Source organism: Dysgonomonas sp. Marseille-Q5470 (assembly GCF_951230145.1).
Classification (GTDB): domain Bacteria; phylum Bacteroidota; class Bacteroidia; order Bacteroidales; family Dysgonomonadaceae; genus Dysgonomonas.
This window is the reverse complement of record NZ_CATNVE010000005.1, coordinates 90,926-117,833: the sequence shown is the minus strand read 5'-3', so window position 1 is coordinate 117,833 and position 26,908 is coordinate 90,926. Positions and strand designations below refer to the sequence as shown.

25 protein-coding genes are annotated in these 26,908 nt (G+C 38.3%); 4 read left to right on the top strand and 21 right to left on the bottom strand.

From position 1 onward, the window contains the following. Positions 1-16: 16 nt before the first annotated feature. The 4 genes from QOX35_RS10530 to QOX35_RS10515 all read right to left on the bottom strand — a co-directional run bounded on the left by QOX35_RS10530 (position 17) and on the right by QOX35_RS10515 (position 2,722). Positions 17-487: a DUF4252 domain-containing protein gene (locus QOX35_RS10530; RefSeq protein WP_283686861.1), complete on the bottom strand. Its 471-nt coding sequence runs from the start codon at positions 485-487 to the stop codon at positions 17-19. Positions 488-668: 181 nt separating this feature from the next. Beyond that, positions 669-1,490 carry an META domain-containing protein gene (locus QOX35_RS10525; RefSeq protein WP_283686860.1) on the bottom strand — a complete coding sequence of 274 codons (822 nt, stop codon included), beginning with the start codon at positions 1,488-1,490 and terminating at the stop codon, positions 669-671. 411 nt (positions 1,491-1,901) lie between these two features. Beyond that, positions 1,902-2,441, bottom strand: a complete 540-nt coding sequence (locus tag QOX35_RS10520; RefSeq protein ID WP_283686859.1) for a 1-acyl-sn-glycerol-3-phosphate acyltransferase — start codon at positions 2,439-2,441, stop codon at positions 1,902-1,904. Then, positions 2,441-2,722: a hypothetical protein gene (locus QOX35_RS10515; protein ID WP_135103604.1), complete on the bottom strand. Its 282-nt coding sequence runs from the start codon at positions 2,720-2,722 to the stop codon at positions 2,441-2,443. Before QOX35_RS10515 ends, QOX35_RS10520 begins: the two co-directional genes overlap by 1 nt. A 152-nt stretch (positions 2,723-2,874) precedes the next feature. Here QOX35_RS10515 and QOX35_RS10510 point away from each other — a divergent pair, with 152 nt between their 5' ends. Then, a complete protein-coding gene (locus QOX35_RS10510) occupies positions 2,875-4,527 on the top strand; it encodes a glycogen/starch synthase (protein WP_283686858.1) in 1,653 nt (550 codons plus the stop codon). A gap of 144 nt (positions 4,528-4,671) precedes the next feature. Then, positions 4,672-7,257: an alpha-glucan family phosphorylase gene (gene glgP, locus QOX35_RS10505; protein ID WP_283686857.1), complete on the top strand. Its 2,586-nt coding sequence runs from the start codon at positions 4,672-4,674 to the stop codon at positions 7,255-7,257. 86 nt (positions 7,258-7,343) lie between these two features. Here glgP and mazG read toward each other — a convergent pair whose 3' ends face one another. The 3 genes from mazG to QOX35_RS10490 all read right to left on the bottom strand — a co-directional run bounded on the left by mazG (position 7,344) and on the right by QOX35_RS10490 (position 12,008). Then, positions 7,344-8,126 (bottom strand): nucleoside triphosphate pyrophosphohydrolase, encoded by a 783-nt coding sequence (gene mazG / locus QOX35_RS10500; RefSeq protein WP_283686946.1) that lies wholly within the window; start codon positions 8,124-8,126, stop codon positions 7,344-7,346. 46 nt (positions 8,127-8,172) lie between these two features. Further along, complete coding sequence (locus QOX35_RS10495) at positions 8,173-10,209, bottom strand: protein-disulfide reductase DsbD family protein (RefSeq protein ID WP_283686856.1); 2,037 nt, start codon at positions 10,207-10,209, stop codon at positions 8,173-8,175. 152 nt (positions 10,210-10,361) lie between these two features. After that, on the bottom strand, positions 10,362-12,008 hold the full coding sequence (locus QOX35_RS10490; RefSeq protein WP_283686855.1) for a phosphoethanolamine transferase family protein: 1,647 nt from the start codon (positions 12,006-12,008) through the stop codon (positions 10,362-10,364). Positions 12,009-12,155: 147 nt separating this feature from the next. Between QOX35_RS10490 and QOX35_RS10485 the strand changes: the two genes are divergently transcribed. Further along, positions 12,156-13,349: an outer membrane beta-barrel protein gene (locus QOX35_RS10485; protein WP_283686854.1), complete on the top strand. Its 1,194-nt coding sequence runs from the start codon at positions 12,156-12,158 to the stop codon at positions 13,347-13,349. A gap of 58 nt (positions 13,350-13,407) precedes the next feature. On the opposite strand, the gene trpA is transcribed toward QOX35_RS10485, so the two are convergent. From trpA to trpB, 11 genes are all read right to left on the bottom strand, one after another. Further along, a complete protein-coding gene (gene trpA, locus QOX35_RS10480) occupies positions 13,408-14,181 on the bottom strand; it encodes a tryptophan synthase subunit alpha (RefSeq protein ID WP_283686853.1) in 774 nt (257 codons plus the stop codon). Then, on the bottom strand, positions 14,174-14,797 hold the full coding sequence (locus QOX35_RS10475) for a phosphoribosylanthranilate isomerase (RefSeq protein ID WP_283686852.1): 624 nt from the start codon (positions 14,795-14,797) through the stop codon (positions 14,174-14,176). The genes trpA and QOX35_RS10475 overlap by 8 nt, the downstream gene beginning before the upstream one ends. Further along, entirely contained in the window at positions 14,794-15,576 is a 783-nt protein-coding gene (gene trpC / locus QOX35_RS10470; RefSeq protein WP_283686851.1) for an indole-3-glycerol phosphate synthase TrpC, read from the bottom strand. Before trpC ends, QOX35_RS10475 begins: the two co-directional genes overlap by 4 nt. An 8-nt stretch (positions 15,577-15,584) precedes the next feature. Next, positions 15,585-16,799: an MFS transporter gene (locus QOX35_RS10465; RefSeq protein ID WP_283686850.1), complete on the bottom strand. Its 1,215-nt coding sequence runs from the start codon at positions 16,797-16,799 to the stop codon at positions 15,585-15,587. After that, positions 16,763-17,335 (bottom strand): NAD(P)H-dependent oxidoreductase, encoded by a 573-nt coding sequence (locus QOX35_RS10460; protein WP_283686849.1) that lies wholly within the window; start codon positions 17,333-17,335, stop codon positions 16,763-16,765. The genes QOX35_RS10465 and QOX35_RS10460 overlap by 37 nt, the downstream gene beginning before the upstream one ends. Positions 17,336-17,355: 20 nt before the next feature. Continuing rightward, positions 17,356-18,354, bottom strand: a complete 999-nt coding sequence (gene trpD, locus QOX35_RS10455) for an anthranilate phosphoribosyltransferase (RefSeq protein WP_283686848.1) — start codon at positions 18,352-18,354, stop codon at positions 17,356-17,358. A gap of 71 nt (positions 18,355-18,425) precedes the next feature. Further along, positions 18,426-19,790 (bottom strand): TrpB-like pyridoxal phosphate-dependent enzyme, encoded by a 1,365-nt coding sequence (locus QOX35_RS10450; protein WP_283686945.1) that lies wholly within the window; start codon positions 19,788-19,790, stop codon positions 18,426-18,428. A gap of 11 nt (positions 19,791-19,801) precedes the next feature. Further along, a complete protein-coding gene (locus QOX35_RS10445; protein WP_283686847.1) occupies positions 19,802-20,368 on the bottom strand; it encodes an anthranilate synthase component II in 567 nt (188 codons plus the stop codon). Beyond that, positions 20,365-20,928, bottom strand: coding sequence for a cysteine hydrolase family protein (locus QOX35_RS10440; protein ID WP_283686846.1), 564 nt, complete (start codon positions 20,926-20,928; stop codon positions 20,365-20,367). Before QOX35_RS10440 ends, QOX35_RS10445 begins: the two co-directional genes overlap by 4 nt. A 4-nt stretch (positions 20,929-20,932) precedes the next feature. Then, on the bottom strand, positions 20,933-22,339 hold the full coding sequence (locus tag QOX35_RS10435) for an anthranilate synthase component I family protein (protein WP_283686845.1): 1,407 nt from the start codon (positions 22,337-22,339) through the stop codon (positions 20,933-20,935). Positions 22,340-22,373: 34 nt separating this feature from the next. Then, a complete protein-coding gene (gene trpB / locus QOX35_RS10430; RefSeq protein ID WP_283686844.1) occupies positions 22,374-23,558 on the bottom strand; it encodes a tryptophan synthase subunit beta in 1,185 nt (394 codons plus the stop codon). A 362-nt stretch (positions 23,559-23,920) separates the two neighbouring features. Here trpB and QOX35_RS10425 point away from each other — a divergent pair, with 362 nt between their 5' ends. Then, the gene (locus QOX35_RS10425) at positions 23,921-24,925 is read left to right on the top strand and encodes a metallophosphoesterase family protein (RefSeq protein ID WP_283686843.1); all 1,005 of its coding nucleotides are present in this window, start codon (positions 23,921-23,923) and stop codon (positions 24,923-24,925) included. A gap of 36 nt (positions 24,926-24,961) precedes the next feature. On the opposite strand, the gene QOX35_RS10420 is transcribed toward QOX35_RS10425, so the two are convergent. The 3 genes from QOX35_RS10420 to recF are packed head-to-tail and all read right to left on the bottom strand — an operon-like array spanning position 24,962 to position 26,798. After that, complete coding sequence (locus QOX35_RS10420; RefSeq protein ID WP_135103626.1) at positions 24,962-25,393, bottom strand: acyl-CoA thioesterase; 432 nt, start codon at positions 25,391-25,393, stop codon at positions 24,962-24,964. A 5-nt stretch (positions 25,394-25,398) separates the two neighbouring features. Next, positions 25,399-25,692, bottom strand: a complete 294-nt coding sequence (locus tag QOX35_RS10415) for a DciA family protein (protein WP_135103627.1) — start codon at positions 25,690-25,692, stop codon at positions 25,399-25,401. Next, the gene (gene recF / locus QOX35_RS10410; RefSeq protein WP_135103628.1) at positions 25,689-26,798 is read right to left on the bottom strand and encodes a DNA replication/repair protein RecF; all 1,110 of its coding nucleotides are present in this window, start codon (positions 26,796-26,798) and stop codon (positions 25,689-25,691) included. The genes QOX35_RS10415 and recF overlap by 4 nt, the downstream gene beginning before the upstream one ends. Positions 26,799-26,908 lie beyond the last annotated feature (110 nt).

The following is a 26,908-nucleotide window of genomic DNA, read 5'->3' as shown; positions in this document are numbered from 1 at the left end:
GTAATTTTAATAGATCCTATTTGTCGTATTTCTGAACTAATTGGGTCAGATCCTCTTCTTTTATTTTACCCGAAAACTTCACTATAGTCGGGTCGTTTGCACTCATACAAAGTATAACCATGTCGCTTATTGTATTGTTTTTCTTTTTCATCATAATGCGTACATTATCATCTTTGTCTTTAGCCATTAGCAGCGTTTCGTAACCGTCCCCATCTTTTAATTTTTCCATTTGGTCGGTTAGATTTTGCTTTACAGCAGAGTTGCAGCTTGATAGGTCATATACTTCCATCGAATGTATTCCTCTGGCAACCGGCATATTACCCACTCCTCCAAATGCTTTTCCTAAAGTCATCATAAAAGGTCCGATTTTAACGGTTTCAATGTTTTCTACTTTAGATAAGTTATCCATCAACTTGTTTAAACTTTGGCCGTATGCTATCTGGCCCAACGCAATAGTTAATACCAGACAAATTAAATACTTTTTCATAAATGTTTTTATATTTGAGTCGTTATAAATTTGTTAGATGTGCGCTTTCATCCACTTTCTATTACTAAGACGAAACAACCCAAAAATTTGTTACAGCGAAAATGCAAAAAAAGTATTGAATTAAAAAAAGAGCTGTATTCTAGTTAAATACAGCTCCATATTATCTTGTTTTTATCGTTATTTATTTATCGCCTGTGTCTTTTGTAAATTCCAGTACAACTTTGCCTTCGCTCAAAAAGGTGAGTTTATCTCCTGTTAAAGCTGCTTGTAGAGGTGTAGACAATTTAGAAAGAAATAGAGATTCACCTTTTAAGCTCGGACATGCCATTTTGGTAGACATGGCAGGACCGAATTTAATCGTATTTTCTTCTAAAGTGAAAGTACTGCGATAGGTATTACATCCTGCATTACCAAAAACTTTACCGTCTGTTGTTATTTCCATCGAGGCTGGTTTGTCGGGGAATAATACTGCCATGTCTTCCCCTTCGATAGAACTCAAAATCCATTTTCCTGATATATTATCAATATTAACAATGTTTGTTACTTCCGAAGTGGCTGTTTTTTGAGACTTTTCGAACTCTAATAATACATTTTTTCCTTCCGAAAATGTGAGTTGCCCTTCTTTTGACAGAGAAACCACAAGATTAGGAGTTGATAAAGCTGCTAAAAACTCAGATTCCTTATTCGCATGCATACATGCCATCATGGTAGATGCTAATTGAGGCGCAGAAAATATATTTTTTTCACTCAATGTAAAACCTCCTGTATAACGATTACAACCTCCACTACCAGATAGCAGGTTTTTCGAAAAATCAAAATTTATATTCGGAAGTTCTCCCGAGAATGCTGTTTGTGCAGGCTCTCCCTTGAGTGTTTTCAAAACCCAAGAACCACCTTCTAGTTGAGCTTTTTCGATAGGTTTTACAGAATTACAACTTTGAATAACGAAAGCTAAAGTAAGAAGTGTAAGAAAAAAGGTTGCTGATTTTAAAAAGTGTTTCATAATGTTTCTCTTTTAATTTTGTCAATATTTATGTAGTTTTTTCTTTATGATTAATATTCTATATTGAATTATCCTCCGGAATTATACATATAAAACAATGTATATACGTATATTCATTTCTATTGTAAATTATATTTTAGACGGAAATAGAGTCGGTTCGTTGCATGCGCACCTGTTTTATAAATCATCAAGACTTTGTTTTTACAATATAAGTTTAAGGTCATGTATATAAATAAACAGATATTTAAGGTGTTATGTTCAAACGTTTATTGGGTCGTGATTTTTGATTATATTTCACTCAAACATAAATTAAAAATGAGATTAAGAAACAAGAACAAACAAAAAACTCTGACTTAAATGTTTAAGTCAGAGTTTTAAAAACAACAAATATTTTTGTTTTATATTCCTTTCTTATATCGAGAAGTGTTCGGGACGACGAGCTACTACATCTTTGTAAAGAGCTTTTATTTTGGCAATATCTCCTTCTACATTACCTGTAGGCATTATTATTTGCTTGAAGTTTGCCTCCTTCTTGCCATAGTCAAGAGCTGCAATTACAATAGGCACATCGGCTTCCATAGCTATAAAATAAAAACCTTTTTTCCATTCAGAGTTGGCTTTTCTAGTGGCTTCAGGTGTTATGGCTAGTTGAAAATTTTCTCTTTTAGAATATATTTCTGCCATCTGCTCTGTTAGTGATGACTTTCTGGAACGGTCGACAGGAATTCCTCCCAACAATTTGAATAATAGATTCATGGGAAAGAAAAACCATTCTTTTTTAATCAGGAAGGATGCTTTTCGTCCCATCGCTTTATAAACAATCAATCCCAATGGTAAATCCCAATTACTGGTATGTGGGGCAACACATATAACACATTTGTCTGGTAAATTATTCAGACCTGTAATCTTCCAACCTATAAGGCGGAGGATAAAATTACATATACTTTTCATTAACCTAAAGATTCTATTTCTTTGGCAATAGAGTTGATCTGCTCTTTGAAATCAGCTTTAACCTTTTTGTAATAAGCTTTTACTCTGCCTTTAACTTCTTTTCCCTCGTTTACATTCACTCTCTTCAGAAATTCTTCCTGAGTTTCTACTATTCGAGTTATTACTTTATCTGCAGCTGCCTGGTCAGCATCTATTACAAATACTTTGTAAAATACACAGTCAGTATATAATAAATCTATTGATTCGTTTATACTTTTTTTAAGCTTTCTTCTACTACTCACAGTCAAAATATATTTATATGTTTATTATCTTTGTTACCTTTGCGGTTTCTAAAAGCGAGGGCAAAGTTACTAAAAAAAGAGAACGATAGCCCTTATTTGCTTTTATTTAATTCTATTTATTCATAAACGTAAGACACGAATTAGCATCATTTATGGCAAAGCGACTCAATAATCCTGATTATATTTTTGAAACAAGCTGGGAGGTATGTAACAAGGTTGGAGGCATTTACACCGTGCTGTCGACCAAAGCAAAAACAATGCAGGAAAAGTATAAAGACAGAACAATCTTCATCGGTCCTGATATTTGGAAAGAGACTACAAGCCCTTGGTTTCAAGAAGACAACAAGTTGTTTGCCGAATGGGTAAAGACAATTTCGATATACGATAGGTTGAAGGTAAGAGTCGGGAGATGGCTCGTTCCGGGTGAACCTATTGTGATACTTGTTGACTTTGAAAGCCTCTTTGCTCATAAAGATGAGATATATAGCTACATGTGGCACAAGTTTGGGGTAGACTCTCTGCATGCGTACGGCGATTACGACGAAGCGTGTATGTTTGCCTATGCTACAGGTGCTATAATCGAAAGTTTCTATAGATATTATAATCTTGACAAAAAGAAAGTCATAGCACACTTCAACGAGTGGATGCTCGGGATAGGTGCACTCTATGTAAAAGATCGTTTGCCAAAAGTGGGTACACTGTTTACTACCCATGCAACATCCATCGGTCGCTCTATAGCAGGGAATGGCAAACCATTATATAACTATTTGTTTGCATACGATAGCGATCAGATGGCTCGTGAATTAAATATGCAAGCAAAGCATTCTGTTGAGAAAACGGCTGCTCAGGAAGTAGATTGTTTTACTACAGTGAGCGATATAACCGCTAAAGAATGTAAGCAATTACTTCACCGTGAACCTTTGGTAACACCAAATGGTTTCGAGAAAGACTTTATACCTGTTGGCGAAGAACACGAAGCCAAGCGTCTTGCAGCAAGAAAAAAACTAATCAATGTTACCGAAAAGTTATTAGGGTATGATATACAAGAAGATGCCCTTCTGGTGGTAACAAGCGGACGTTATGAATACAGAAACAAGGGGCTTGATGTATTTATCGACGCTATGAATAGGTTGGAACACATTAAGCAACTCGAAAAAGATGTGATTGCATTCATTATGGTTCCGGCGTGGATAGATACTCCACGTACAGACCTGCAAGAAAGATTGAGCAAAGAGGAAACCCCTGATACATCATTGACCTTTCCTCATATTACTCACTGGCTGAAAAACATGAATAATGACTCTATCCTGAATCAAATTTCGTATTTGCGACTACAGAACAGAAAGGAAGATAGAGTGAAAATTATCTTTGTTCCTTCATATCTGAATGGGAATGATGGTATTTTTAATATTCCTTACTATGACTTGTTGATAGGAATGGATGTATCTGTTTTCCCTTCATATTATGAGCCGTGGGGATATACGCCACACGAAAGTATCGCTTTTTCAGTTCCTACTATAACTACGTCCTTAGCCGGATTTGGCTTGTGGATGCGTAAAGAAGGGGATGAAAAAGGAATGGATGACGGAGCAGAGGTCGTAACGAGAGACGATTATAATTTTATAGAAGTTTCGGAAGATATTTGTAACAGAGTGTTTGAAATGACGACCAAAAGTGCAGAACAAGAACGTATCCTGCGTAAGGCTGCACTCGATAGAGCTGCATTGGCAGATTGGGCTCATTTTTTCAAATATTATGAAGAAGCCTATGATATAGCATTAGCTAAAGCTTCTGAAAGAAAGTAAATTAAACTTTGCAAACGTTTGCAGCTTTTATAAAAGTTATAATTAGGTAATATAACGATAAAGGTTGCTAAATATGTTATATTTGTACTTTTACAATTATACATAACGACATCAGATAATCACAAGTTTAAATATATAACATCTATGAGAATTAAAGCAAGTTATTCGAATAATCCTACATGGAGAAGTGCGCATACACAAGTGAACTTACCAAAAGAATTATTACCGCTTGAAAAAATTTCACGTAATTTATGGTGGGTATGGAACAATGAAGCTACTGATCTTTTCGCCGAATTTGATCCGGAACTTTGGAAAGATTCAGACAACAATCCGGTTCTATTGCTTCATAAATTATCTAATGAAAGAATAGAAGAGATTCTTAAAGACGCTACCTTAATGAATAAAGTAGATAACGTTATTAAGAAGTTCGATAAATATATGTCTCAAAAATTTGATACATCAAAACCGTCTGTTGCATATTTTAGTATGGAATATGGTTTTACTCATGTATTAAAGATATATTCGGGAGGCTTAGGAGTCTTAGCCGGAGACTATCTGAAAGAAGCAAGTGACAGTCATGTAGATCTTACAGGAGTGGGCTTCCTCTATCGTTACGGATATTTCTCCCAGTCTATTTCTCCTGACGGCCAGCAGGTAGCAAACTATGAGCCTCAAAACTTCGGAGACCTTCCTCTCGAGCCCGTGCTGAATGAGGATGGCAATCAGATGATTTTGGCTGTTCCGTATCCGGATAGAGATATATACGCAAATATATGGAAAGTGAATGTAGGGCGTATAAGCCTATACTTACTCGATACGGATATCGACTTGAATAGCGAATATGACAAACCTATTACTCACCAATTATATGGTGGAGATTGGGAAAATCGTCTGAAACAAGAATATTTACTTGGTATCGGAGGTATCTTGTTGCTTAATAAATTAGGTATCAAAAAAGAAATCTATCATTGCAACGAAGGTCATGCTGCTCTTATTAATGTACAGCGTTTGCTCGATCTTATCGAAGGAGAAGGTCTTACATTTAATCAAGCGTTAGAGGTTGTACGTGCTTCAGGTTTGTATACTGTGCATACTCCTGTTCCTGCAGGACACGACTATTTTGACGAAGGTCTTCTTGGTAAATATTTAGGGAACTATCCTGCACGGTTAGGTATCTCTTGGCAAGACTTTGTAGACATGGGACGTGAGCATCCGGGAAGTGGTGAAAAATTCAGCATGAGTGTATTTGCCCTGAATACTTGCCTTGAGGCTAATGGAGTTAGTTATCTGCATGGTATTGTTTCCCGTCAGATGTTTCAGCCTGTTTGGCCGGCTTATTTCCCTGAAGAGTTGCACGTAGGACATGTAACAAACGGTGTTCATATGCCGACTTGGACAGCAAAAGAAATGAAGTTGTTGTATGAAAAAACATTTGACAAGAGTTTCTATGATGATCAGTCTAATCACGAAATCTGGGATAATATATATAGTGTAAAAGATGAAGAGCTATGGAATGTTCGTTCTATCTTGAAAAAACGTCTTATCAGCTATGTACAGGAACAAATGAAAGAAGGCTGGATAAAGAGTCAAAAGGCTCCTTCAGCTATTTTCAATATTGTAGATAAAATCAACCCCGACGCATTACTCGTTGGATTTGGTCGTCGTTTTGCTACTTACAAGCGTGCCCATTTGCTATTTACAGACCTTGACCGTTTGGCAAAGCTGGTAAATAATGAAAAATATCCAATCCAGTTCTTATACACAGGTAAGGCTCACCCTGCAGATGGAGCAGGGCAAGGCTTGATCAAACAGATTGTAGAAATATCACGCCGTCCTGAATTTCTTGGAAAGATAATCTTCCTTGAAAATTATGATATGCGTTTAGCGAAACGTTTGATTTCAGGAGTAGATATCTGGTTGAATACACCGACTCGTCCACTTGAGGCTTCGGGTACATCAGGCGAAAAGGCCGAAATGAACGGAGTTCTTAATTTCTCTGTACTTGACGGATGGTGGTACGAAGGTTACAAAAAAGAGGCCGGCTGGTGCCTTACTGATAAACGTACTTATTCCAATCAGGCTTATCAGGACGAATTAGATGCAGCTGAGATCTATTCTACTTTCGAGAATGAAATATTACCTCTTTACTATGCACGTAACTCTAAAGGATATTCGCCTGAGTGGATACAGTTTATAAAGAACTCGATCGCTAATATTGCGCCTGAATATACAACTAAGCGAATGATTGATGATTACATCAAGAACTTCTATAAGCCAGAAAGAGAACGCATCAAACTGGTTACAGCGAATAACTATGCTAAGGCGAAAGAATTGGCAGCATGGAAAGAAGATACTGCCACTAATTGGGACAAGCTTGTAGTAGAGAAGATTACTTTCAATGGTCAGAATATAAAAGACGGAACTCCGCTTGCATCAAACAATTTTACTGAAGGTGAAAAGATTAAAGTGGAAGTTGTTATTGACAAGAGAGATATGAAAGGCGATTTGGGCATAGACTGTGTGCTTACCGAATATGATGCGGATAAGAAAACAGACAAGTTTATCTCTTCTCAAGACTTTAAGCTTGTTAAGGCAGAGGGTTCGAAATTATATTTTGAATTGGATTCAATAGCCAAGATTCCGGGACTATGCAACTTTGCTTACCGTGTATATCCGAAGCATGCGGATATGGCACATCGTCAGGATTTTGCTTTTGTTCGTTGGATCTAATATAAATAGGATACTATCAAAAAAGACGCATTTAACAAAATGCGTCTTTTTTATTTATATCAGATAGTTAAATCCTTTTATGGAGATTATTCCATCTCTTTAGCCTGATTCCATAAAGCATCCATTTCGGCTAAGGTCATATCTTTTAAATTCTTATTTTGTTTTTTTGCTTCTTGTTCTATGTAATTGAAACGACGTATAAATTTCTGATTGGTACGTTCCAGAGCATTATCCGGGTTCACTTTATATAGACGTGCTGCATTAATAAGGCTAAAAAACATATCTCCGAATTCAGCTTCTGTTTTATCTTCATCCATTTTTGATATCTCGTTTTTCAACTCTTGAAGCTCCTCAGAAACTTTATCCCAAACGTCTTCTCGGTTCTCCCAATCGAATCCTGCGTTGCGAGCTTTATCTTGTATACGGTGAGCCTTTGCAATAGATGGTAATGATGCCGGAACACCTTCAAGAATGGTTTTGTTTCCTCCCTTTTCTTTTAGTTTTAGTTGTTCCCACGATTTTTCAACCTCTCCGGCTGTTTTCGCAGCATCATCTCCGAATACATGAGGATGACGATATATTAATTTGTCACACAAAGAATGACATACATCCGCTACATCGAATGTTCCTTTCTCTTCGCCGATTTTTGCATAAAATACAACATGTAGCAAAACATCTCCAAGCTCCTTTTTGATAGCCTCATCACTATTCTGAATAATGGCTTCACAAAGTTCATAAACCTCTTCTATCGTATTGGTACGCAAGCTCTCATTTGTCTGTTTTGCATCCCACGGACACTTTACCCGCAACTCATCCATGATGTCGAGCAAACGTCCAAAGGCTTCCATTTTTTGTTTTCTTGTATGCATCATCGTGTATAAATTTAGAGAAAGCAGGCTACTGCCTGCTTTCATTTTATTTTACTTCTTCTTTTTTCTTTTTGAAATTATCCAATCCTTTTTTCAGGAATTCGATGTATTTATTTACATCTTCATCGTATGCGTATGATGGTCCTATTGGTTTTCCGGCATGGTCTAAAAGAACATAATAAGGCTGAGAGTTTGTCGCAAATTTATGTCGTTGCAGATAACTCCACTTGTCTCCTATTGTTCTCAATTTTGTAGTCTTACCATTTTCCTGAACTTCCATCACCTCATTCAATTTTGTTTTGTCGTCTACCATCAAGGTGATAAGTACATACTCTTCGTCAAGCAACTGTTTTACACGAGGATCTGTCCAAACAGAAGCTTCCATCTTGCGACAGTTTACACAACCATAGCCCGAAAAGTCTATAATAACAGGTTTGTTTTTCTCCTGAGCATATTTCATCCCAGCCTCATAGTCTTCAAACTTGGCATGAACAACACCATTGTATAGGCTAAAGTCCTGAGTATATAATGGCGGTGCAAATGCACTGATCGCTTTGAGAGGAGCACCCCACAAGCCGGGAACCATATATACGGCAAAAGCAAATGATACAATAGCCATAAGTAAACGTGGAATAGATACATATTTCAGGTCGCTGTCGTGCGGTAGTTTCAATTTACCTAACAAGTAGACTCCAAGCAGAACGAATATCACAATCCATAATACTAGAAATACTTCACGGTCTAATATACCCCATTTGTATGCAAGGTCGGCTACTGATAAGAATTTCAGGGCAAGCGCGAGTTCTAAGAATCCTAATACGACCTTTACGGAGTTCAACCATCCGCCCGACTTTGGCATACTTTCGAGCCAAGAAGGGAATATTGCAAATAATGAAAATGGAATAGCTAATGCAACAGCAAAACCCAACATCCCGATTGCGGGAGCTATTATGCTACCCGACCCGGCAGCCTGTACCAATAATGTGCCTATTATAGGCCCGGTACAAGAGAATGAAACGAGTGCCAGTGTAAAAGCCATGAAGAAAATACTGATAATACCTGTAGTAGAATCGGCTTTTTGATCCATTTTGTTCGTCCATGAAGATGGTAAAACCATCTCGAATGCACCGAAGAATGATATAGCAAACACAACCAACAATGCAAAGAATATCAGGTTAAATATGGCGCTTGTAGCTAAATCATTCAGAGCGCTGGCTCCAAATATTCCGGTTATTAATAATCCGAGGGTGACATATATAATGATAATTCCCACTCCGTAGGTAATAGCATCTTTTATCGCTTTGCCTTTGTTTTTCTTATTTCGTTTAAGGAAAAAGCTCACAGTCATAGGTAGCATCGGCCATACACAAGGTGTAAGTAGGGCGATAAGTCCACCGCCAAAACCTCCTAGGAAAATCCAAAGAAGTGACATGTCGGAGGTATCTCCCGCAGCACCATAAGCTTTCAGTTCGCTTATTACAGGTGTCCAAAGTTCTTCACTGCTTACACTTGCTGTAGTACTTGATACCGATGAAGATAAGCTGTCAGCCGAAATTTGTTCAGCTGATAATCCTTCAGAGGTACTATCGGATTCGCCTGCTTTAGCAGCAACAACTGTAGCGGGTAAATCTTTTGATTTGAAGTCCAGATCAATTTTTATTGGAATACACTGCCCGTCAATCTCGCTACATACTTGTCCACGAAAATCACCTTCGAGAGCAAAAGCTGCTTTGTCGGTTATTTTAAGTGTTTGAACAAAAGTAGCCTGATTCTCATAGTAGCCATACTCCATCTGAAATATGTCGTCATATTTTTTCTTCAACTTGGAGTTGACTGCTTTCAGATTACCGATTTTAGTTGCACCCTTCAGCTTATCGATTGATATCGTTGTGGGCATCGGTCCATTTTCAGGAATAGTTATGTCAAAAATATGCCATGTAGGATCTATTCGAAAAGTTGTTGTTAATTCAACTTCTCCGTTTCCTTTATCAACAAGCTTGGTTGTCCACGACGCAGGTTGTTGCGCATAAAGCGATACTGACAGAACGATTGACAGGAAAAATAAGAATGATATTTTTTTCATAGAAAGTATCTATACGAATTATTTTAAAATAAGAAGTCCAAAGTTAGTAAAAAGACTCTATATAGATAGATAGCCCAATTGCTTTTATGATTAATTTACTTATTTATATTTATCAATATTTGCTTATCGTAATAGTCTTTATTTTTTATTAATTAATACTTAAACTTGATATATTCGGGTTCTTCTTTTATTTCTGAATATGGAGAATAGCTTTGATCGCTATGGCGCACATAGCGTCCTTCCTCAATAGATTTGTCTACGTACTTCTGTGGTATAATATATCCCATCATCTCAGCCAGTACATATATTGTGCTCGAATTGTTGATCAGCTTGGTTACAGGATCAATGTATTTATCCATTACGAAATTAATCCTACTTTCGTTCTTCTGTATGGTTATAAGTGGGATATCATATTGGGCAATACCATTTTTCCAAGGGCCGTGTCCTTTACCTAGGATCTCTCCATGATCCGAAAAGTGAAAGAAGACAGCCGTGGAGTCTTGTTGCATCACCTTGTATATTTCACGCATTACCCTGTCGGTATGATGTATAGAACGGTCGTAGTCTGTTTGCAGAGCAGAGCCAGAGCTAGGTGTTGCTTCGGCATCTATATTATCATATCTATCCGAATAGTTATTATGGCTTCCTACCAGATGTATAATAAAGAACTGTTTTTTACCGGGTTTATGCTCTTCTTTTAGTATCGGGATAAGATCGAAATCGTCATTAGCCAGATACCCCCCTTTAGTAAATACCGCTTTGTTTGTTCCGGCAGCTAAATAACCTAAATAAGAATCTTGAATCCCCGATGCTCCTTGATTAGACAACCAATAAGTTTCATATCCCGCATCATTGGCTAGGTTTATAAGTGTTTTCTCTTGATAAAACGGGGTCATATCTGTTGGCGATGCAAAAGACAAGGCTATACGTAAAGCATTCCGTGTAAAAGCTGCTGACGCAATACCATCATAGTAATTTATAGGGGAGGGTGTAGTCTGTGCCAAGCTATCCAAAAACGGAGTTGTTTTTATCGGATAACCGTACAGAGAAAGATGTTTGCGATGGGCACTCTCTCCGATAACAAGATATATTTTTTCGGGTTTTTGTACTGTATCGCTGAGTAGTATTCCTTTGGGAAGCTTTTTACTGCTCTGATCAGAGAACTTTCGTAGTTGCGCCATCTCTTCTTGGTAAGCTATAATTGTTGCTATATTGCCATAAAGAATAGGTGCATACATATTTACTTTATCTTGCCCTACCCGAATAGGGAATTCTGTAAACAGGTCTTCTTGATATTCGTAAGCGATGCGTTTATAACAAACAAACGGTAGGAATAAGAAGAGATAAATTAACAATCCGATTAAAGACCATTTTATAGAGAGCCTAGCTTTCTTTAGTTCCTTTTCTGATAAACATAGAAGCAGAGTTGTAGCAGCTAATGCTATCAGAGCACCGATCACCACTCCACCTTTCAGCATACTTGCGGCCTCTGTCGTATGCGTCTCGAATATCGAGGCCATCATATCCAGCGAAATATCGCTACCTAAGACAAATGCGAAATAGGCATTGAACGTAAGTATAAATGCGAGTATAAATGTAATTATAAATGTGTATTTGGTCTTGGCTAAAATATTCAAGATGAATACAAATGAAACAACATGTATGGCCATCGGAATACTTGAAGCTAAATTGATAGGCAAAAAGGCTATCAGACCAATATATATTAGAGCCAGTATAGTAAATTTATATTTGTATATAAGTTTTCCTATCCACTTTGTATATTCTTTAATCTTAGTCATTAACGAGGTAAAAAGTCGTGCGTAAGTTGATGAGCAAAGGTATTATTTTTTGCTATGGAATTTATATTAAAAAATGTTCTTTTTTGTTTAAATTTTTAATACATTCGCTTTTTGTATTAACATCTCACACTATGAAAAACTGAATTTATGAAAAGAAAATTATTTCTGTGCTCTTTTATTTTTTTTGTATTATTCGCATCTCTTAAAGCCCAAAGTAATTATAAAAAAGGCTATGTTATCACCAATGACAACGATACAATATATGGCTTGATCGATTTTAGGACTGATGCCATAAATGCAACACGATGTACATTCAAATCTGAGCAAGCCGAAAAAATATATTATCCCGGTGATATTGCGGGTTATAAGTTCTCAGATGAAGGAAAATACTATGTTACGCGTGAAGTGACAATAGATAGTATTCCCCAGAAATTTTTTCTTGAATATTTGGTTCAAGGTATGATGGATCTCTATTATTTAAGATCAGATGGTAAAGTATATTATTTGTTTGATAAAGATGGGGATTTAATTGAGATTACAAAAAAAGAAGATTTTATAGATGTTAATAGCCTACGTCTTATTAAAGATGTAAAATATAAGAATACACTGAAAAGATACTTTAAAGACTACCCTACAATAACAAGTCGATTAAGTAATATTGATTTTAAACAGAAGTCATTTATAAATATAGCAAAGTTGTATCATGATGAGACTTGTTCTACCGGCGAAGAATGTATAATATTTGAAAATCAACACCCTGATAAGAATCCGAGTGTTCTTCAATTAACTCTTTTTGGAGGATTACAATGGGGCACATATACACTGATTAATGATAAAGATCGAAAATACAAGTTTGGAGGTATGCAACCTACTATAGGGTTAAAAGGCAATGTGTTTAATCCTCGTTGGAGTCAATCTTTTGCAGTTCAATTAGAAGTCTCGTTTTCAAGAATTGATGCTTCTAATGAAGTTGTATTTTCCGGATATAAATTAAATTTTGATATGAATGTAATATATGGAACCGGTAAAGTTGGGTTAGAATATAAATTACCATTGAAAAAGATTCGTCCACTAATAGGTGGAGGGTTAGCATACACACGCATCTTTGCTGATAATGTTAAGTATTCTTATCAGAATTCACCAGAGAAAAAATATTTGTATAGCCTCCGAAATTCTTACTTTGGTTATTTTATAAATGCAGGTGTAAGCTATGCTCTAAATAAGAAACATGATCTTTTACTTCAAGCGTCTATACAACAGAACGGTACTGTGGACACTGCTCAGAAAAATGGATCGGATAAATTCAAATCCTATAACATAGTTTTAGGATATACCTTCTAATGGGATAATACAAAATAAAAAAATCCTCTACTTATAGTCCTATAAGTAGAGGATTTTTTTATTTACTCAACGCTTCTTTTAGAGCTTTTACTGCCTCTTTTATATTAGCACTTTCTTTTAGTAATGTGATAAATTTACTTCCTATAATCGCTCCGCTTGCATTCTCTTGTGCGGCTTCTAATGTTGCTTTGTTGGATATACCGAATCCAATCAAACGGGGATTGCGAAGATTCATTCCATTTATTTTGCGGAAATAAGCTTGCTTTTTATCATCAAAGTTACTCTGTGCGCCAGTAGTAGATGCTGACGAAACCATGTAGATAAAGCCATCGGTATGCTGATCTATCAGGCGTATACGCTCATCTGATGTTTCAGGGGTGATGAGCATGACTATTTTTATATCGTATTTGTCTGCTATTGGTTTATATTGAGATATATAGTCATTGAATGGAAGATCGGGAATGATAGCTCCGTCTATACCTGTTTCTTTGCATTGTTTGCAAAAGTTCTCAAAACCATATTGCATAATCGGATTGAGATAACCCATCAGGATGAGAGGTATAGTCACATCGCTACGGATGTCTTTCAACTGTTCGAACAAGACCTTTAATGTCATGCCATTGCGAAGAGCAATTGTTCCACTTTCCTGAATAGTCGGGCCATCGGCCATCGGGTCTGAAAATGGAATACCTATTTCTATCAGGTCGATACCATTTGCTTCTAATTCGCGAATAACATCACAGGTGTCATTCAATTGCGGAAATCCCGCAGTAAAATAGATGGATAATATATTCTTTTGTTTTTTTTCAAACAGTTGTTTTATTCTATTCATTTCTTAGTTGTTTTATAAATTGATCAAGAAGTTGTATATCTTTTAACCCCGGTTCTATTTCAAATTTGCTATTAAGGTCTACTCCGTATAGCCGAGGGTGCTTTATTGCTTCTATTTGCTCAACATCTTCAGCCGATATTCCTCCACTAAGGAAGAATGGAGTATCTCCATCATAAGCATCTAATATTGCCCAATCGAATTTTTTTCCCGAACCTCCATATTGTGAGGTTTTGGTATCGAATAAGAAATATCCCCGAAGCCCCTCGTATGCTTTGGTCTGTTCAAAGTCAGAAGCTTCAGAAATGCTGAAAGCTTTAATTATAGGGATAAACTTGTTTAACTCGCTACAAAAGTTTGGAGATTCGTTTCCGTGCAATTGGATTAAGTCTAACTTATATTTGTCAATCATTTTAACGATGAAATCTATTGTTGAATTCACAAATACGCCTACTCTTTTGATATTACGAGAGTGTATATCCCCTACGTTTTGCCATAGTTGATAATCAATATAGCGGGGTGATTTCTGATAGAATATCATACCCATATAATCAATAGGTAAATTGTTTAACTCTTGTATATTCTCAGGATATTTCATCCCGCAGACTTTGATCTTCATGCCAATTGGTTTATAAAGTCTTCCAATGCTTTCCCCGGATTATTTGTTTTCATAAAATTTTCTCCCATCAGGAATCCTTTATATCCTGCCTGTTGCAGATCTATGACTGTTTGAGGCTGGGAGATACCGCTTTCGGATATCTTAATAAAGTCGTTCGATATTTTATCTGTCAGATCAAATGAGATTTGTATATCTGTAACAAAGGTTCCCAGATTGCGGTTGTTGACTCCTACAACGTCTACCTTATCATTGATATGATGAAGTTCCTGCTCGTTATGAATTTCTAACAAAACATCAAGGTTTAGTTCCTTTGCTTTTTTTGCCAGTTGTTTTGTCTCATCTATCGTCAGAGCTGAGGCAATCAGCAATATGGCACTGGCTCCGGATATTTTAGCCTGATACAATTGGTATTCATCTACTACGAAATCTTTACGTAATAATGGCGTTTTTGTAAGACTTCCGGCTAATTCCAGATCAGCTAATTCCCCTCCAAAGAAATCCATGTCGGTAAGTACAGATATTGCACTGGCTCCGTTTTGGGAGTATAGAGGAATTACGTCTTCTATTTTTGCATCTTTAAAAATCCAGTCACGAGAAGGTGAGCGACGCTTAAACTCCGCAATAATCCCTGTTCTTGAATTCTTGATAGCTTCTTTAAAAGAAGCAGGAGTAGTGATTGTCGATAATCTTTTTTCTAACTCGTTGATAGAAGTGTCTTTTTTATGTCTTTCTACTTCCAACCGTTTGTTTGCAATTATCTTATCTAAAATATTAATCATATCTTATTTTATTGTTTTTCTTTCTTCAGAACGTTAATAACAGAGGCCAATGCTACAATGCAAATACCGAACATACCTATTAGTGCATAAGAATATCGCAAGTTGGTTGCACTTGCAATATAACCAATTAGAGGAGGTCCCATCAAAAAGCCGAGGAAACTTACACTGGATACTAATGTCAATGCTATGCTGGTTGATATCTTTGTTTTCTGTCCGGTAATACTATACACAGTGGGTACAATACCCGCCGTACCCAATCCGATAATCATAAAGGCTATGATAGTAGTTATGAAATGCGGAAAAACTACAGCAGCGAACAGACCTGTTGCTATAAGGATACCTCCTACTTGAACAACTCGTTGCGAACCCCATTTCTGAGTGGCTTTGTCGATAACAAATCGCCCTGATGCCATCGTTATCATATATGCTGCGAGCCCGATAGGAGCCATATGTACGGGAGTACCTACTACATCTATCAGATAAAGCCCGCTCCAGTCGGTCATAGCACCCTCGGCAGCCATGCCACAAAATGCCACAATACCCAGTAAGAACAGAAACTTCTCCGGCTTATTCTTTTTCCTAGCTGCAACATCTGACGGGTCTTTTTGCTTTTTAAGATCAGCCTGAAGATAGCGCATATTGAGATAGACAGCTATAAGAACAAGTGTTCCGATGATGCAAAAATGATAGATAGGTTTGAACTTTAGCGATGCCATTAACAGCCCTACAGAAGCACCCGCTAGCCCTGCCAGGCTCCACCCTCCATGAAAGGAGGCCATGATCGGTTTATTATAAGTAGCCTCAAGTGTTACAGCCTGAGTGTTGACCGATATATTGCAGAAGTTGCCGCAAAAGCCGAAAAATATAAGACTCATGATCAAGGCATATTCAGAACCAGAAAGCCCTACAAGCAGTAACGCTAAGACGTAGCCTGTAAGAGCTAAGGGTAGAATACGTTTACTTCCCACTCTGGATATGAGTAAGCCTGATATGGTCATTCCGCATATTTGTCCGATAGGGATCATTAACAGGATAGTACCCCATGCTGCATCACCCAGCCCTAACGAATTCTTTATATCGGGAATTCGGCTTGCCCAGCTGGAAAAGCACATACCCGAACAAAAATACAGACAGAAAATAGCTAGTCGTATACGTTCTTTCGATGTTGTATTGGTTGTTATATCCATTATTTGCGAGCTAATAGCTCTATTTTGTTTAACCATTTTTCCCGTTGTTCGGTAGTTGATCCTTTTATTGTTGCCAGATAAGTTGTTCTGATATTTTTAATACCACAAAATGCACCGATATTTTTTCTTATCATTTTTCCTCCAATATCTTTCACTATCCATTTGTAATAAAAAACAGGAGCATCCATTGTACTGATGATTTCAGATGTTTTTCCCATCAATAGCTTTTTTGGAAACGGAGACTTTTCCTGATATTCAAAAGTGAATCCCGGAAGGAATAACCTTTCTATAAATCCTTTCAATAGAGCCGGAGGGGATGCCCACCATGTAGGGTAAATCCAAACAATATGTTCTGCCCATTGCAACATGTCCCAAGCTTGCAACAGATCGGGCTCAAGCTCTGTTCTTTTGCGATAGCCATACATCAATATGGGATTGAAAGTCATTTCAGCGAGGATAATTTCTTTTACTTCATTGCCTTTCGCCAAGCTGCCCTTTTTATATTGCTGATGTAGCCCAAAGCAAAAGCTTTCTTTGTCGGGATGTCCGTTAATTATTAAAACCTTTTTCATATCAGAGTATCGTTGATATATTAAGTGTTTAACTCCAAGAATCTCAAAAATGTATCTTTTAGCCTTCCGCTTTCTATCGTTTCCCGCGCTTGTGCAATACTATCTTCGAAAGACATATTCGGATCAATTGTCTGAATTGCTGTAGCAGCGTTTGCAATCACCGCATTTTTTTGTGCTTTAGTCGCTGTATTACAGATGATATTATCAAAAATCTTAGCGGCATCTTCCGGCGTTGCGCCACCGTCCAGGTCGGCTTCTTTGCAACGTTCAAAACCAATTAGTTCGGGGCTGTATATTTTTTCTTCAAATTTATTGATTATTTTGAAATCTCCCGTTAATGATATTTCATCATATCCGTCTAAACTATGTACAATCGAATAATCCACATCCGTTTGTTGATACATATAGAAATACAGACGTGCCATTTTTAAATTGAAAACACCTAACACCGTGCGCTTTGGTTTTATTGGGTTAACCACTGGTCCCAGCATATTAAAGAAGGTGCGAACACCAAGAGCCTTACGTATGGGTGCAACCACCTTAAGCGCGTTGTTGAACAGAGGGGCATGCAAGTAAGCGATATTGGTTTTGTCCAAAGATGCTTCCAGCTTGCTTACATCGGATGTGAATTTCACTCCGTGCTGTTCCATTACATTGGACGCTCCACTGACTGAGGTTGCCCCGTAATTACCATGTTTGGCAACCTTGTATCCTGATGCGGCAACAACGAAGCAAGACAGCGTTGAAATGTTGAATGTATTCTTATTATCTCCGCCTGTACCGACTATGTCGATAGGGTTGTAAGCCGCCAGCGCATCTACATTGGCTCGCAGATCTAAAAGTGCATCTGCAAATCCGAGAAACTCATCAACACTGATACTGCGCATAAGAAAGACGCTGATGAATGCTGCGATTTGCGAATCATTATAGTCTCCGGCAGCCATCTTTGTCAATATTTCCTTTGCTTCACATCTGTTGAGATATTGATGCTCAAAGAGTCTGTTTAATATTTGTTTCATATCTTTAGCTGTTAACTTATAGCTTTTAGCCGTTATTCTATTTGCTAACGGCTATCAGCTAAGAGTTTATTTTACGGAACCAGATGTTCTAGTGTATTTGTTGTTTTCGCAATCTCTTCGTCGCCTAGCTCATGGTTCGATAATTCTCCATCAAAATAACGATCATAGGCAGCCATATCGATAAGCCCGTGGCCGGATAGATTAAACAAAATAGTTTTTTGCCTTCCTTCCTCTTTTGCTTTCAATGCTTCCTGGATAGCTGTGTGTATAGCGTGTGATGATTCAGGAGCCGGGATTATACCTTCCGCTTTAGCAAACAGTATAGCCGCTTCGAATGTATCGAGTTGCTTTACATCTACAGCTTCTATATATCCGTCTTTTTTCAACTGGCTGACAATAGTTCCTGCACCATGGTACCGAAGGCCACCCGCATGGATATTTGCCGGTGCAAAATTGTGCCCTAGTGTGTACATCGGTAGCAGTGGTGTATATCCGGCTTCGTCACCAAAGTCATATTCGAATTTACCTCGGGTCAGTTTAGGGCATGAAGCCGGCTCTGCCGCAATCAGGCGTACTTCTTTTCCTTCGGTCAATTTGTGACGCAGAAAAGGGAATGTGATACCGGAAAAATTCGATCCGCCGCCAAAACAGCCTGTTACTATATCGGGATATTCTCCGGCTATTTCCATTTGTTTTTCCGCCTCCAACCCAATGATTGTTTGATGCAGAGACACATGATTCAGAACACTGCCTAATGTGTATCTACAATTCGGTGTGTTCAATGCCAGCTCTATCGCCTCCGAGATAGCTGTACCGAGGCTTCCCTGATAAGTCGGGTTTTCTGTAATTATTTTACGTCCGGCTTTCGTGCTCATACTGGGCGAAGCTATAACCTCTGCTCCATATGCTTGCATAATAGATCGGCGGTAAGGTTTCTGGTGGTAACTGATCTTAACCATATACACAGCCAGATTCAGGTCGAAATGGCTTGCTGCATACGATAAGGCGGCACCCCATTGTCCCGCTCCGGTTTCGGTCGTGATATTTGTTATCCCCTGTTCTTTACAGTAGTATGCCTGTGCTATTGCCGAGTTTAATTTGTGCGAACCTACAGGACTGACACTTTCATTTTTGAAATAAATATGAGCCGGTGTGTCCAGCGCTTTTTCTAGACCGTATGCTCGTACCAACGGTGTAGGACGGTAATTTTTATATAGTTCCCGTATCGGTTCGGGGATTTCTATCCAACGGTCGGTATCATTTAGTTCCTGTTTGGCTAGTTCTGTCGCAAATATTGGTTCCAGATCACTTACCTCCAACGGCTTTTTGGTTGCCGGATGAAGCGGCGGGAGAGGTTTGTTTTTCATGTCCGCCACAATGTTATACCAGCATCTAGGAATGTCGTTCTCGCTTAATAAGATTTTCTTTTTCATTATATTAGTATTAATTATTTGTTCAGAAAGTTTTTTACTATTGTTTCTCCGGCAGGAGTTAAAACAGACTCGGGATGGAATTGTACTCCATGCACATCAAACTCCTTATGCTTTAGCGCCATTATCTGCCCGTTATTGTCTGTTGCTGTTATTTCAATACAGTCTGGAAGTCCGTTATTGTCTACTATCCATGAATGATAGCGTCCGACTTCTAATTCGCACCCTAGCGTATCAAATATATAATCCGGTTGTGTGATGTTAATCCGGGTTGCTACTCCATGATATACGTCTTCTAGGTTTTTCAACTGAGCGCCAAAAGCTTCGCCTATTGCCTGATGTCCAAGGCAAACACCTAATATTGGTCTTTTGCCTGCATATTCTTTTATCAGGGGTAATAGTAATCCGGCTTCGGAAGGGATACCGGGACCCGGAGAAAGAATAATTTTATCATATTTAGCAACATCTTCAAGTGCTATTTTGTCATTCCTGAAAACATCCACATCTGTATAGCCTAGCTCCTTTACCAGATGAACAAGATTGTATGTAAATGAATCGTAGTTGTCGAATATCAGAATTTTCATACCTCTGGTTTTAATAAGTTATCGTTCAAATATTGTTCAGTGGTGGTTACCTTTGCGTAAAAATAATTCAGTGCAGACAAGAATGAGTTTTGAACATCTTTAGCATCTGTCTTTTTGCCGAATATCTCCAAGTCTCGTGTAGCACAGGCATCTCCAATAATAGTACAATCATACCCTAAATCTTTTGCAGCCCGTGTTGTTGCATCAATGCACATGTGAGTCATCATACCACAAATAACAAGATCTTTGATGCCTGATTTATTCAAATAGCTATCGAGATCTGTTTCCCTGAAGCTATTGGGAAAATGTTTGACCACAATCTTTTCGGTATTTAATGGCTTTACACTTTCATGTATTTCTGCTCCATATGTATTGGGTAAGAAAAATCCTGATTCGGGTCTGGACGCTATATGTTGAACGATGATTATGGGAAGTTCCTTTTGTCTGAAATCTGTCAAGAGCTTTTTTGCATTCATAGCAGCTTCTTCAGAATTGGATAAGGGCATCATTCCTCTTTCAAAATAATCGTTTTGGATATCTATTATTAATAATGCTTTCATCGATTTAATTTTTTAATTCTTCGGCAAACCGAATAGCTTTGGCTAAAGCCCCCAGTTTGTTTTTTACTTCCATTACCTCTGTCTCGGGATTCGATTTAGATACGATTCCTCCTCCTGCCTGATAGTATAGTGTGTTATTACGACTCAAGAATGTACGTATCGTAATAGCCTGATTAAGGTCTCCGTTAAAACCTATATAGCCAATACAGCCGCCGTATACCCCGCGCATTTGTTTTTCGATATCACGTATCAGTTGCATCGCGCGCACTTTGGGCGCACCCGAGAGTGTTCCGGCCGGAAATGTATCGGCAAAAACAGATATGCTGTTATTGTCTCTATCTACAGTCCCACTTACACGAGAAACGAGGTGGATCACATGCGAATAGAATTGAACATTTTTGTAAAATTCTACTTGCACGTCGTGACAGTTGCGGCTGAGATCATTCCTCGCCAAATCGACAAGCATGACATGCTCTGCATTTTCTTTTTCATCATTCAGTAAGTTCTCTGAAAGGATGCGGTCTTTCTCATCGTCTCCGGTGCGGAAATATGTACCGGCAATGGGGTCTATATAAGCTTTGTCTTTTGTTACCTTGCAATGAGTTTCGGGTGATGAACCGAAGATGCGGTACGAACCAAAGTCGAAATAGAAGAGGTATGGTGAAGGGTTGATAGAGCGTAAAGAACGATATACTTTAAAATCGTCTCCTGCAAATTTTTGGGTGAAGCAGCGAGAAAGGACAATCTGAAATACATCACCACGTTTGCAATGTGCGATTCCTTTCTTTATCATTTCCTGATGCTCTTCATCTGTGATCATCGATTGCTCGTCTCCGATCGCTTCGAAATTATAAGATGGGATATTATTGTTAGTCAAAATAGCTTCAAGTTCAGGTGTCTTTTCCTGAGTGCCTTCCACTATGTTTTCTACGATGGTAAGTTCATTTTTTAGGTGATTAATAACTAATATGAAACGGTACAATATGTAGTAAAATTCAGGGATATCCGCATTTCTTAGTTTTGTATTCACCGGATCAACAGCCTCAAAATAGCGAATGGCATCGTAAGAAGTATATCCAAAGAACCCGTTTATATTTGTCTTGTTTTCTCCTTGTACATCAAACTGCTTGATAAAAGCATTGAATTTATCTGTAAGCTTTTCGTGTCCTAACAAGGTTTCCTGATGTGTTGTATTGTCGGGATAAGTCGTGGTTATTTCATCATTATCTACTCTGAATCTAGCAATAGGACTTATACCTATAAAAGAATAGCTGTTTTCGCCTCCGTGATAATCTGAACTTTCTAGTAAGGCAGACTCCGGATACACATCTCTTACCTTTAGATAAATTCCGACAGGAGTCTGTAAATCTGCCAGAAGGTTTTTGGTCTTTACCTGTATATTGTATTTCATACTATTTAGCTGATATTGTTAATCTATTCTTTGTTTAGCAGTTGCGATAGTTTATATAGGTTTCCATGTCTTTGTCGCCACGCCCGGATAGGCAAAGCACAACTACATCGTCGGCATTGAATTGCTTTTTGTTCAGAGCACCCAAGGCATGAGCCGATTCTATAGCAGGTATTATTCCTTCCAGTTTGGTGAGTTCAAAAGCAGCATCCATGGCTTCATCGTCTGTTACGGCAAGTACTTCAGAGCGACCGATCTGAGCAAGGTGTGCGTGCATTGGTCCAATCCCCGGATAATCCAGTCCGGCTGATATGGAGTAAGGCTCTTCTATCTGCCCGTCTTCCGATTGCATGAGCAGTGTTTTACAGCCATGTATAATACCTAATCTGCCTAAGTGGATTGTTGCAGCCGACTCTCCTGAGTCTATCCCTTTTCCGGCAGCTTCGGCAAGTACGATCTTTGTTTGGGGCTCATCTATAAAGTGATAAATTGTCCCCGCTGCATTGCTTCCTCCCCCTACACAAGCGATCAGATAATCGGGCGTTTCACGACCTTCTTTTTCTAAGAGTTGCTTACGGATCTCTTCGCTTATTACAGATTGCAGACGTGCCACCATATCGGGATAAGGATGAGGCCCTATGGTAGAACCAATCACATAATAAGTATCGGATGGATGACTGCACCAGTCACGGATAGCTTCATTCGTCGCATCTTTCAATGTCATGTTTCCACTGGTTACAGGAACTACCGTTGCACCCAACATTTCCATCTTCTGTACATTGAGCTTTTGACGGGCAACATCTGTTGCTCCCATATATACAATGCACTCCATATTCATCAGAGCACATACTGTAGCAGTGGCTACGCCATGTTGTCCTGCTCCTGTTTCGGCAAGTATGCGTGTCTTACCCATACGGCGGGCTATAAGGATTTGTCCCAAAGCATTGTTTATCTTGTGCGAGCCTGTATGGTTAAGATCTTCACGCTTGAGATATATCTTGCATCCGTATTTTTGGGAAAGCCTATTTGCTAAATAGAGAGGCGATGGGCGTCCTGCATAATCTCTTAGCAGGTCGTTATATTCTTTCTGAAAGCTGGGGTCGTTTATGATATCCAGATATGAGTTCTTTAATGTTTCCACATTGTCATATAAAATCTCAGGAATATATGCTCCCCCAAATTTTCCATAAAAGCCATTTGTATCAACTGCGAATTTTTCCATCTTATATAGTGTTTATTTTATTGTCATAAAAAAAGCCTATCGTGAGTTACGATAGGCTTTGTATTTTAAAAATTTTCTATTTGTAAATACACACCGATTTGGCTCACGACTTTTTGAGTTGAGAGTGCCACCACCAATATGTATTTGTTAATAGAAGATTCATTATACTTTCTTTTTGTTCTTGCAAAGATATAAAAAAAATGAAACGAACAAATGCTTGACATATATTTTTTGATTTGATTAAGAATTGTTTAAATTTTAATCCACCCTTTGCTTATCATTATGAAAGCTTATATCTTTGTTTAGACAGTATCAACCACCAAATTCTATTCGTACATAATAAATATTTAAACATGAAAAATATGCGTAATTTTATTCTCTTCCTCCTTATCCTATTCTCTATCTCAGTGAATGCCCAACACAAGTCTCTAAGCTTTAATAACAATGGTAAATTTAAGATTATCCAGTTTACCGATATCCACTATAAGAAGAATGTTCCCGAATCGGCAGTTGCCTTAAAGCTAATTAGTGAAGTGCTTGATGCCGAAAAACCGGACTTAGTTGTATTCACAGGTGATGTTATTTATGCGAAGCCTGTAAAAGAAGGGCTTGATGATATCTTCAACCTTGTGATAAAAAGGAAGATCCCTTGGGCCTACGTATTCGGAAACCATGATGACGAACACGAAACGTCTCGTCAGGAACTCATGGATTTCGTAACCCTCAAACCATACTGTCTTGCTCAGGCAGGAGACAAGTCTTTGAACGGAGTAGGGAACTATATCCTCGAGGTGAAGGGTGCTTCGGAAGATAAAGTAAAGTCGGTTCTTTACTTTTTCGATTCGGGAGCTTATGCACCTATCAAAGAGGTTGGTACTTATGACTGGCTTGCATTCAATCAGGTAGAGTGGTACAGAGCACAAAGTGCTGCATACACCAAACAAAATGCCGGAGAGCCTTACCCTGCTCTTGCCTTTTTCCATATCCCCTTGGTTGAGTACTCGATGATGAAAGCTGAGAAATACGACCAGCTGATAGGAAGCCGTGATGAGAAAGAATGCCACGGAAAGATGAACACCGGAATGTTTGCAGCTATGCGCGAAGCCGGAGATGTGATGGGTACTTTTGTAGGGCACGACCACGACAACGATTATATAGGAGAATACTATAACATATACCTCGCTTATGGACGTTATTCGGGAGGCAATACCGAGTACAACAACCTAGGTAAGAACGGATGCCGTGTCATAGAACTCGAAGAAGGAAAACGAACTTTCTCCACTTATATCCGACTGTTGGGAGGTGACAAATTATACCCTGTAACTTACCCTGATACATTTGCCAAAAAAGCAGAAGTAAAACAATAGAATAAATGTAGAGAGGCTGTCAAAAAAACAGTCTCTTTACAATTCTACTCCTTCATATTTGGAAATCACTGAACGCCATACGTCGGGTATGCGCATCGATGATTGTGTATCTGCATCATAAGTCACGAAAACGGATTCGCAACGGCATTTTACTTCATCGTTTTTTACACTTCGTATTTGTTGAAGGAATACGCCACTTTTGTCGCCCAGTTTTGTAATCTTGGTATCAACAACAATCTTTTCTTTGTAATAAATCGGGGAAAAGAAATCCACGTCGATATGCGCCAGTACAATCATTCCCTCAATCCAACTGACCGAAGCAGGCTTGATTACTTCAAAATAATTGGTTTTTCCTAAATCAAAAAAACTGAAGTATATATTGTTGTTTATATGTCCTAGTGCGTCTATATCGTTGAACCGGATTTGAACCGGGAGTGTAGCTTTAAATGTTTCTGGTTTTATTTCCATTCGTCTTATCTGAATACTATATCGTTTACAACAGGCATGCCTGCATGTTCATTCAATTTTGTTATTAATTTATCTTTAGCCATCATGAGCTCGGAACGTAATACCGATGAGCTGAGCGAGACATACAATACCCCATTCCGAAGGTAAATGTTTGTTGTATAAGATGAAATCATAGATCCCAGAAGCTTCGACCAGCCTGTAACAGCCCTGCTCTCGGCAAACTTTCTTTTGAAGAATTGATTCTCTTCAAAAAACTGTCTGAGTACTTCACCTATACTTTCTGTATTTCGTTTTCTCATACGGCTTTATTATTCTTTTGTACAACTTCGCCACCGCTTACTTCGTAGAGGTGATAACTGCTGTTTGTATGTGACAGTATTTCGTCGAGATGTTCACGGTTTGTATCGGTAACGAATATTTGCCCAAAGTCTTTATCCAATACAAGCTTCACTATTTGCTCTACACGTGTCGAATCCAACTTGTCGAATATGTCGTCGAGCAACAGCACAGGTGTTGTTTCTGTTGCCTTTCGTAGAAAATCGAATTGGGCAAGCTTCAACGCAACAACGTATGTCTTGTTCTGACCTTGCGACCCTACTCGTTTTATCGAATATCCATCCATCTGCATATCCAAGTCATCTTTGTGCACACCGATACTCGTGTACCCTAATATGCGATCTCGTTCCCGCTTTTGTTTCAGCGAACGTGCAAAGTCTGCATCGTCGAAATGCGATTCGTACCGTAACTCTACCTTCTCATTTGATAAACAGATAAAATCATAGAAACGTTGAAAGATAGGAATGAATTTCTCAATAAAATCTTTTCGTTTGGAATAGATAACCTTTCCCTCTTCTATCAATTGCTCGTCCCAAAGGTCGAACAAAGTTTCGTCGATATACGAATCCGTTTTCAGGAGTGCATTACGCTGTTGCAATGCTTTATTGTAGCGTATGAGAGAATGTAGATATTCCTTGTCGAACTGCGAAAGGAACATATCCATAAATTTTCTTCGCTCGTCACTTCCTCCATTTATCAGTTCGGTGTCGGAAGGAGAAACCATGATAAGAGGCAGAAAGCCGATATGATCGGATAGACGTTCGTATTCTTTTTTGTTCCGCTTGAATTGTTTCTTCTGTTTCCGTCTGAGGCTGCAAAAGAACTCTTCTTGCTTGTCGCCCAAAACATACCATCCTTGTATAACGGCAAAATCGGCATCGTGCCTTATATTTTGGCTGTCGATGGGGTTGTTGTGGCTTTTGCAAAACGAGAGATAATAGATGGCGTCCAACAGGTTTGTTTTACCCATACCGTTACTACCCAAGAAGCAATTGATCTTGGGAGACAGACTGAGTTCTGCCTGCTCTATATTTTTATAGTTGAGTATGGACAACCGCTCTAATATCATGCTCTGTAGAATTAATAGAATACAAAAATACGATTTTTTGTGAGGGTTACTAAAGTTTTTAATCCAATAGTTACATCTAAACATCAACGGTAATAAAACGGTATCAGTGT

Bases quoted from the DNA above. Each gene is read 5' to 3' on its own strand.
- QOX35_RS10520 (WP_283686859.1), bottom strand. From the start codon at position 2,441: ATGAAAAGTATATGTAATTTTATCCTCCGCCTTATAGGTTGGAAGATT.
- QOX35_RS10415 (WP_135103627.1), bottom strand. From the start codon at position 25,692: ATGAGAAAACGAAATACAGAAAGTATAGGTGAAGTACTCAGACAGTTT.
- QOX35_RS10425 (WP_283686843.1), top strand. From the start codon at position 23,921: ATGCGTAATTTTATTCTCTTCCTCCTTATCCTATTCTCTATCTCAGTG.
- mazG (WP_283686946.1), bottom strand. From the start codon at position 8,126: ATGCATACAAGAAAACAAAAAATGGAAGCCTTTGGACGTTTGCTCGAC.
- trpD (WP_283686848.1), bottom strand. From the start codon at position 18,354: ATGAAACAAATATTAAACAGACTCTTTGAGCATCAATATCTCAACAGA.
- trpA (WP_283686853.1), bottom strand. From the start codon at position 14,181: ATGAATAGAATAAAACAACTGTTTGAAAAAAAACAAAAGAATATATTA.
- recF (WP_135103628.1), bottom strand. From the start codon at position 26,798: ATGATATTAGAGCGGTTGTCCATACTCAACTATAAAAATATAGAGCAG.
- QOX35_RS10420 (WP_135103626.1), bottom strand. From the start codon at position 25,393: ATGGAAATAAAACCAGAAACATTTAAAGCTACACTCCCGGTTCAAATC.
- QOX35_RS10485 (WP_283686854.1), top strand. From the start codon at position 12,156: ATGAAAAGAAAATTATTTCTGTGCTCTTTTATTTTTTTTGTATTATTC.
- QOX35_RS10495 (WP_283686856.1), bottom strand. From the start codon at position 10,209: ATGAAAAAAATATCATTCTTATTTTTCCTGTCAATCGTTCTGTCAGTA.
- QOX35_RS10440 (WP_283686846.1), bottom strand. From the start codon at position 20,928: ATGAAAGCATTATTAATAATAGATATCCAAAACGATTATTTTGAAAGA.
- QOX35_RS10475 (WP_283686852.1), bottom strand. From the start codon at position 14,797: ATGAAGATCAAAGTCTGCGGGATGAAATATCCTGAGAATATACAAGAG.
- QOX35_RS10460 (WP_283686849.1), bottom strand. From the start codon at position 17,335: ATGAAAAAGGTTTTAATAATTAACGGACATCCCGACAAAGAAAGCTTT.
- QOX35_RS10445 (WP_283686847.1), bottom strand. From the start codon at position 20,368: ATGAAAATTCTGATATTCGACAACTACGATTCATTTACATACAATCTT.
- QOX35_RS10465 (WP_283686850.1), bottom strand. From the start codon at position 16,799: ATGGTTAAACAAAATAGAGCTATTAGCTCGCAAATAATGGATATAACA.
- glgP (WP_283686857.1), top strand. From the start codon at position 4,672: ATGAGAATTAAAGCAAGTTATTCGAATAATCCTACATGGAGAAGTGCG.
- trpB (WP_283686844.1), bottom strand. From the start codon at position 23,558: ATGGAAAAATTCGCAGTTGATACAAATGGCTTTTATGGAAAATTTGGG.
- QOX35_RS10490 (WP_283686855.1), bottom strand. From the start codon at position 12,008: ATGACTAAGATTAAAGAATATACAAAGTGGATAGGAAAACTTATATAC.
- QOX35_RS10525 (WP_283686860.1), bottom strand. From the start codon at position 1,490: ATGAAACACTTTTTAAAATCAGCAACCTTTTTTCTTACACTTCTTACT.
- QOX35_RS10530 (WP_283686861.1), bottom strand. From the start codon at position 487: ATGAAAAAGTATTTAATTTGTCTGGTATTAACTATTGCGTTGGGCCAG.
- QOX35_RS10435 (WP_283686845.1), bottom strand. From the start codon at position 22,339: ATGAAATACAATATACAGGTAAAGACCAAAAACCTTCTGGCAGATTTA.
- trpC (WP_283686851.1), bottom strand. From the start codon at position 15,576: ATGATTAATATTTTAGATAAGATAATTGCAAACAAACGGTTGGAAGTA.
- QOX35_RS10510 (WP_283686858.1), top strand. From the start codon at position 2,875: ATGGCAAAGCGACTCAATAATCCTGATTATATTTTTGAAACAAGCTGG.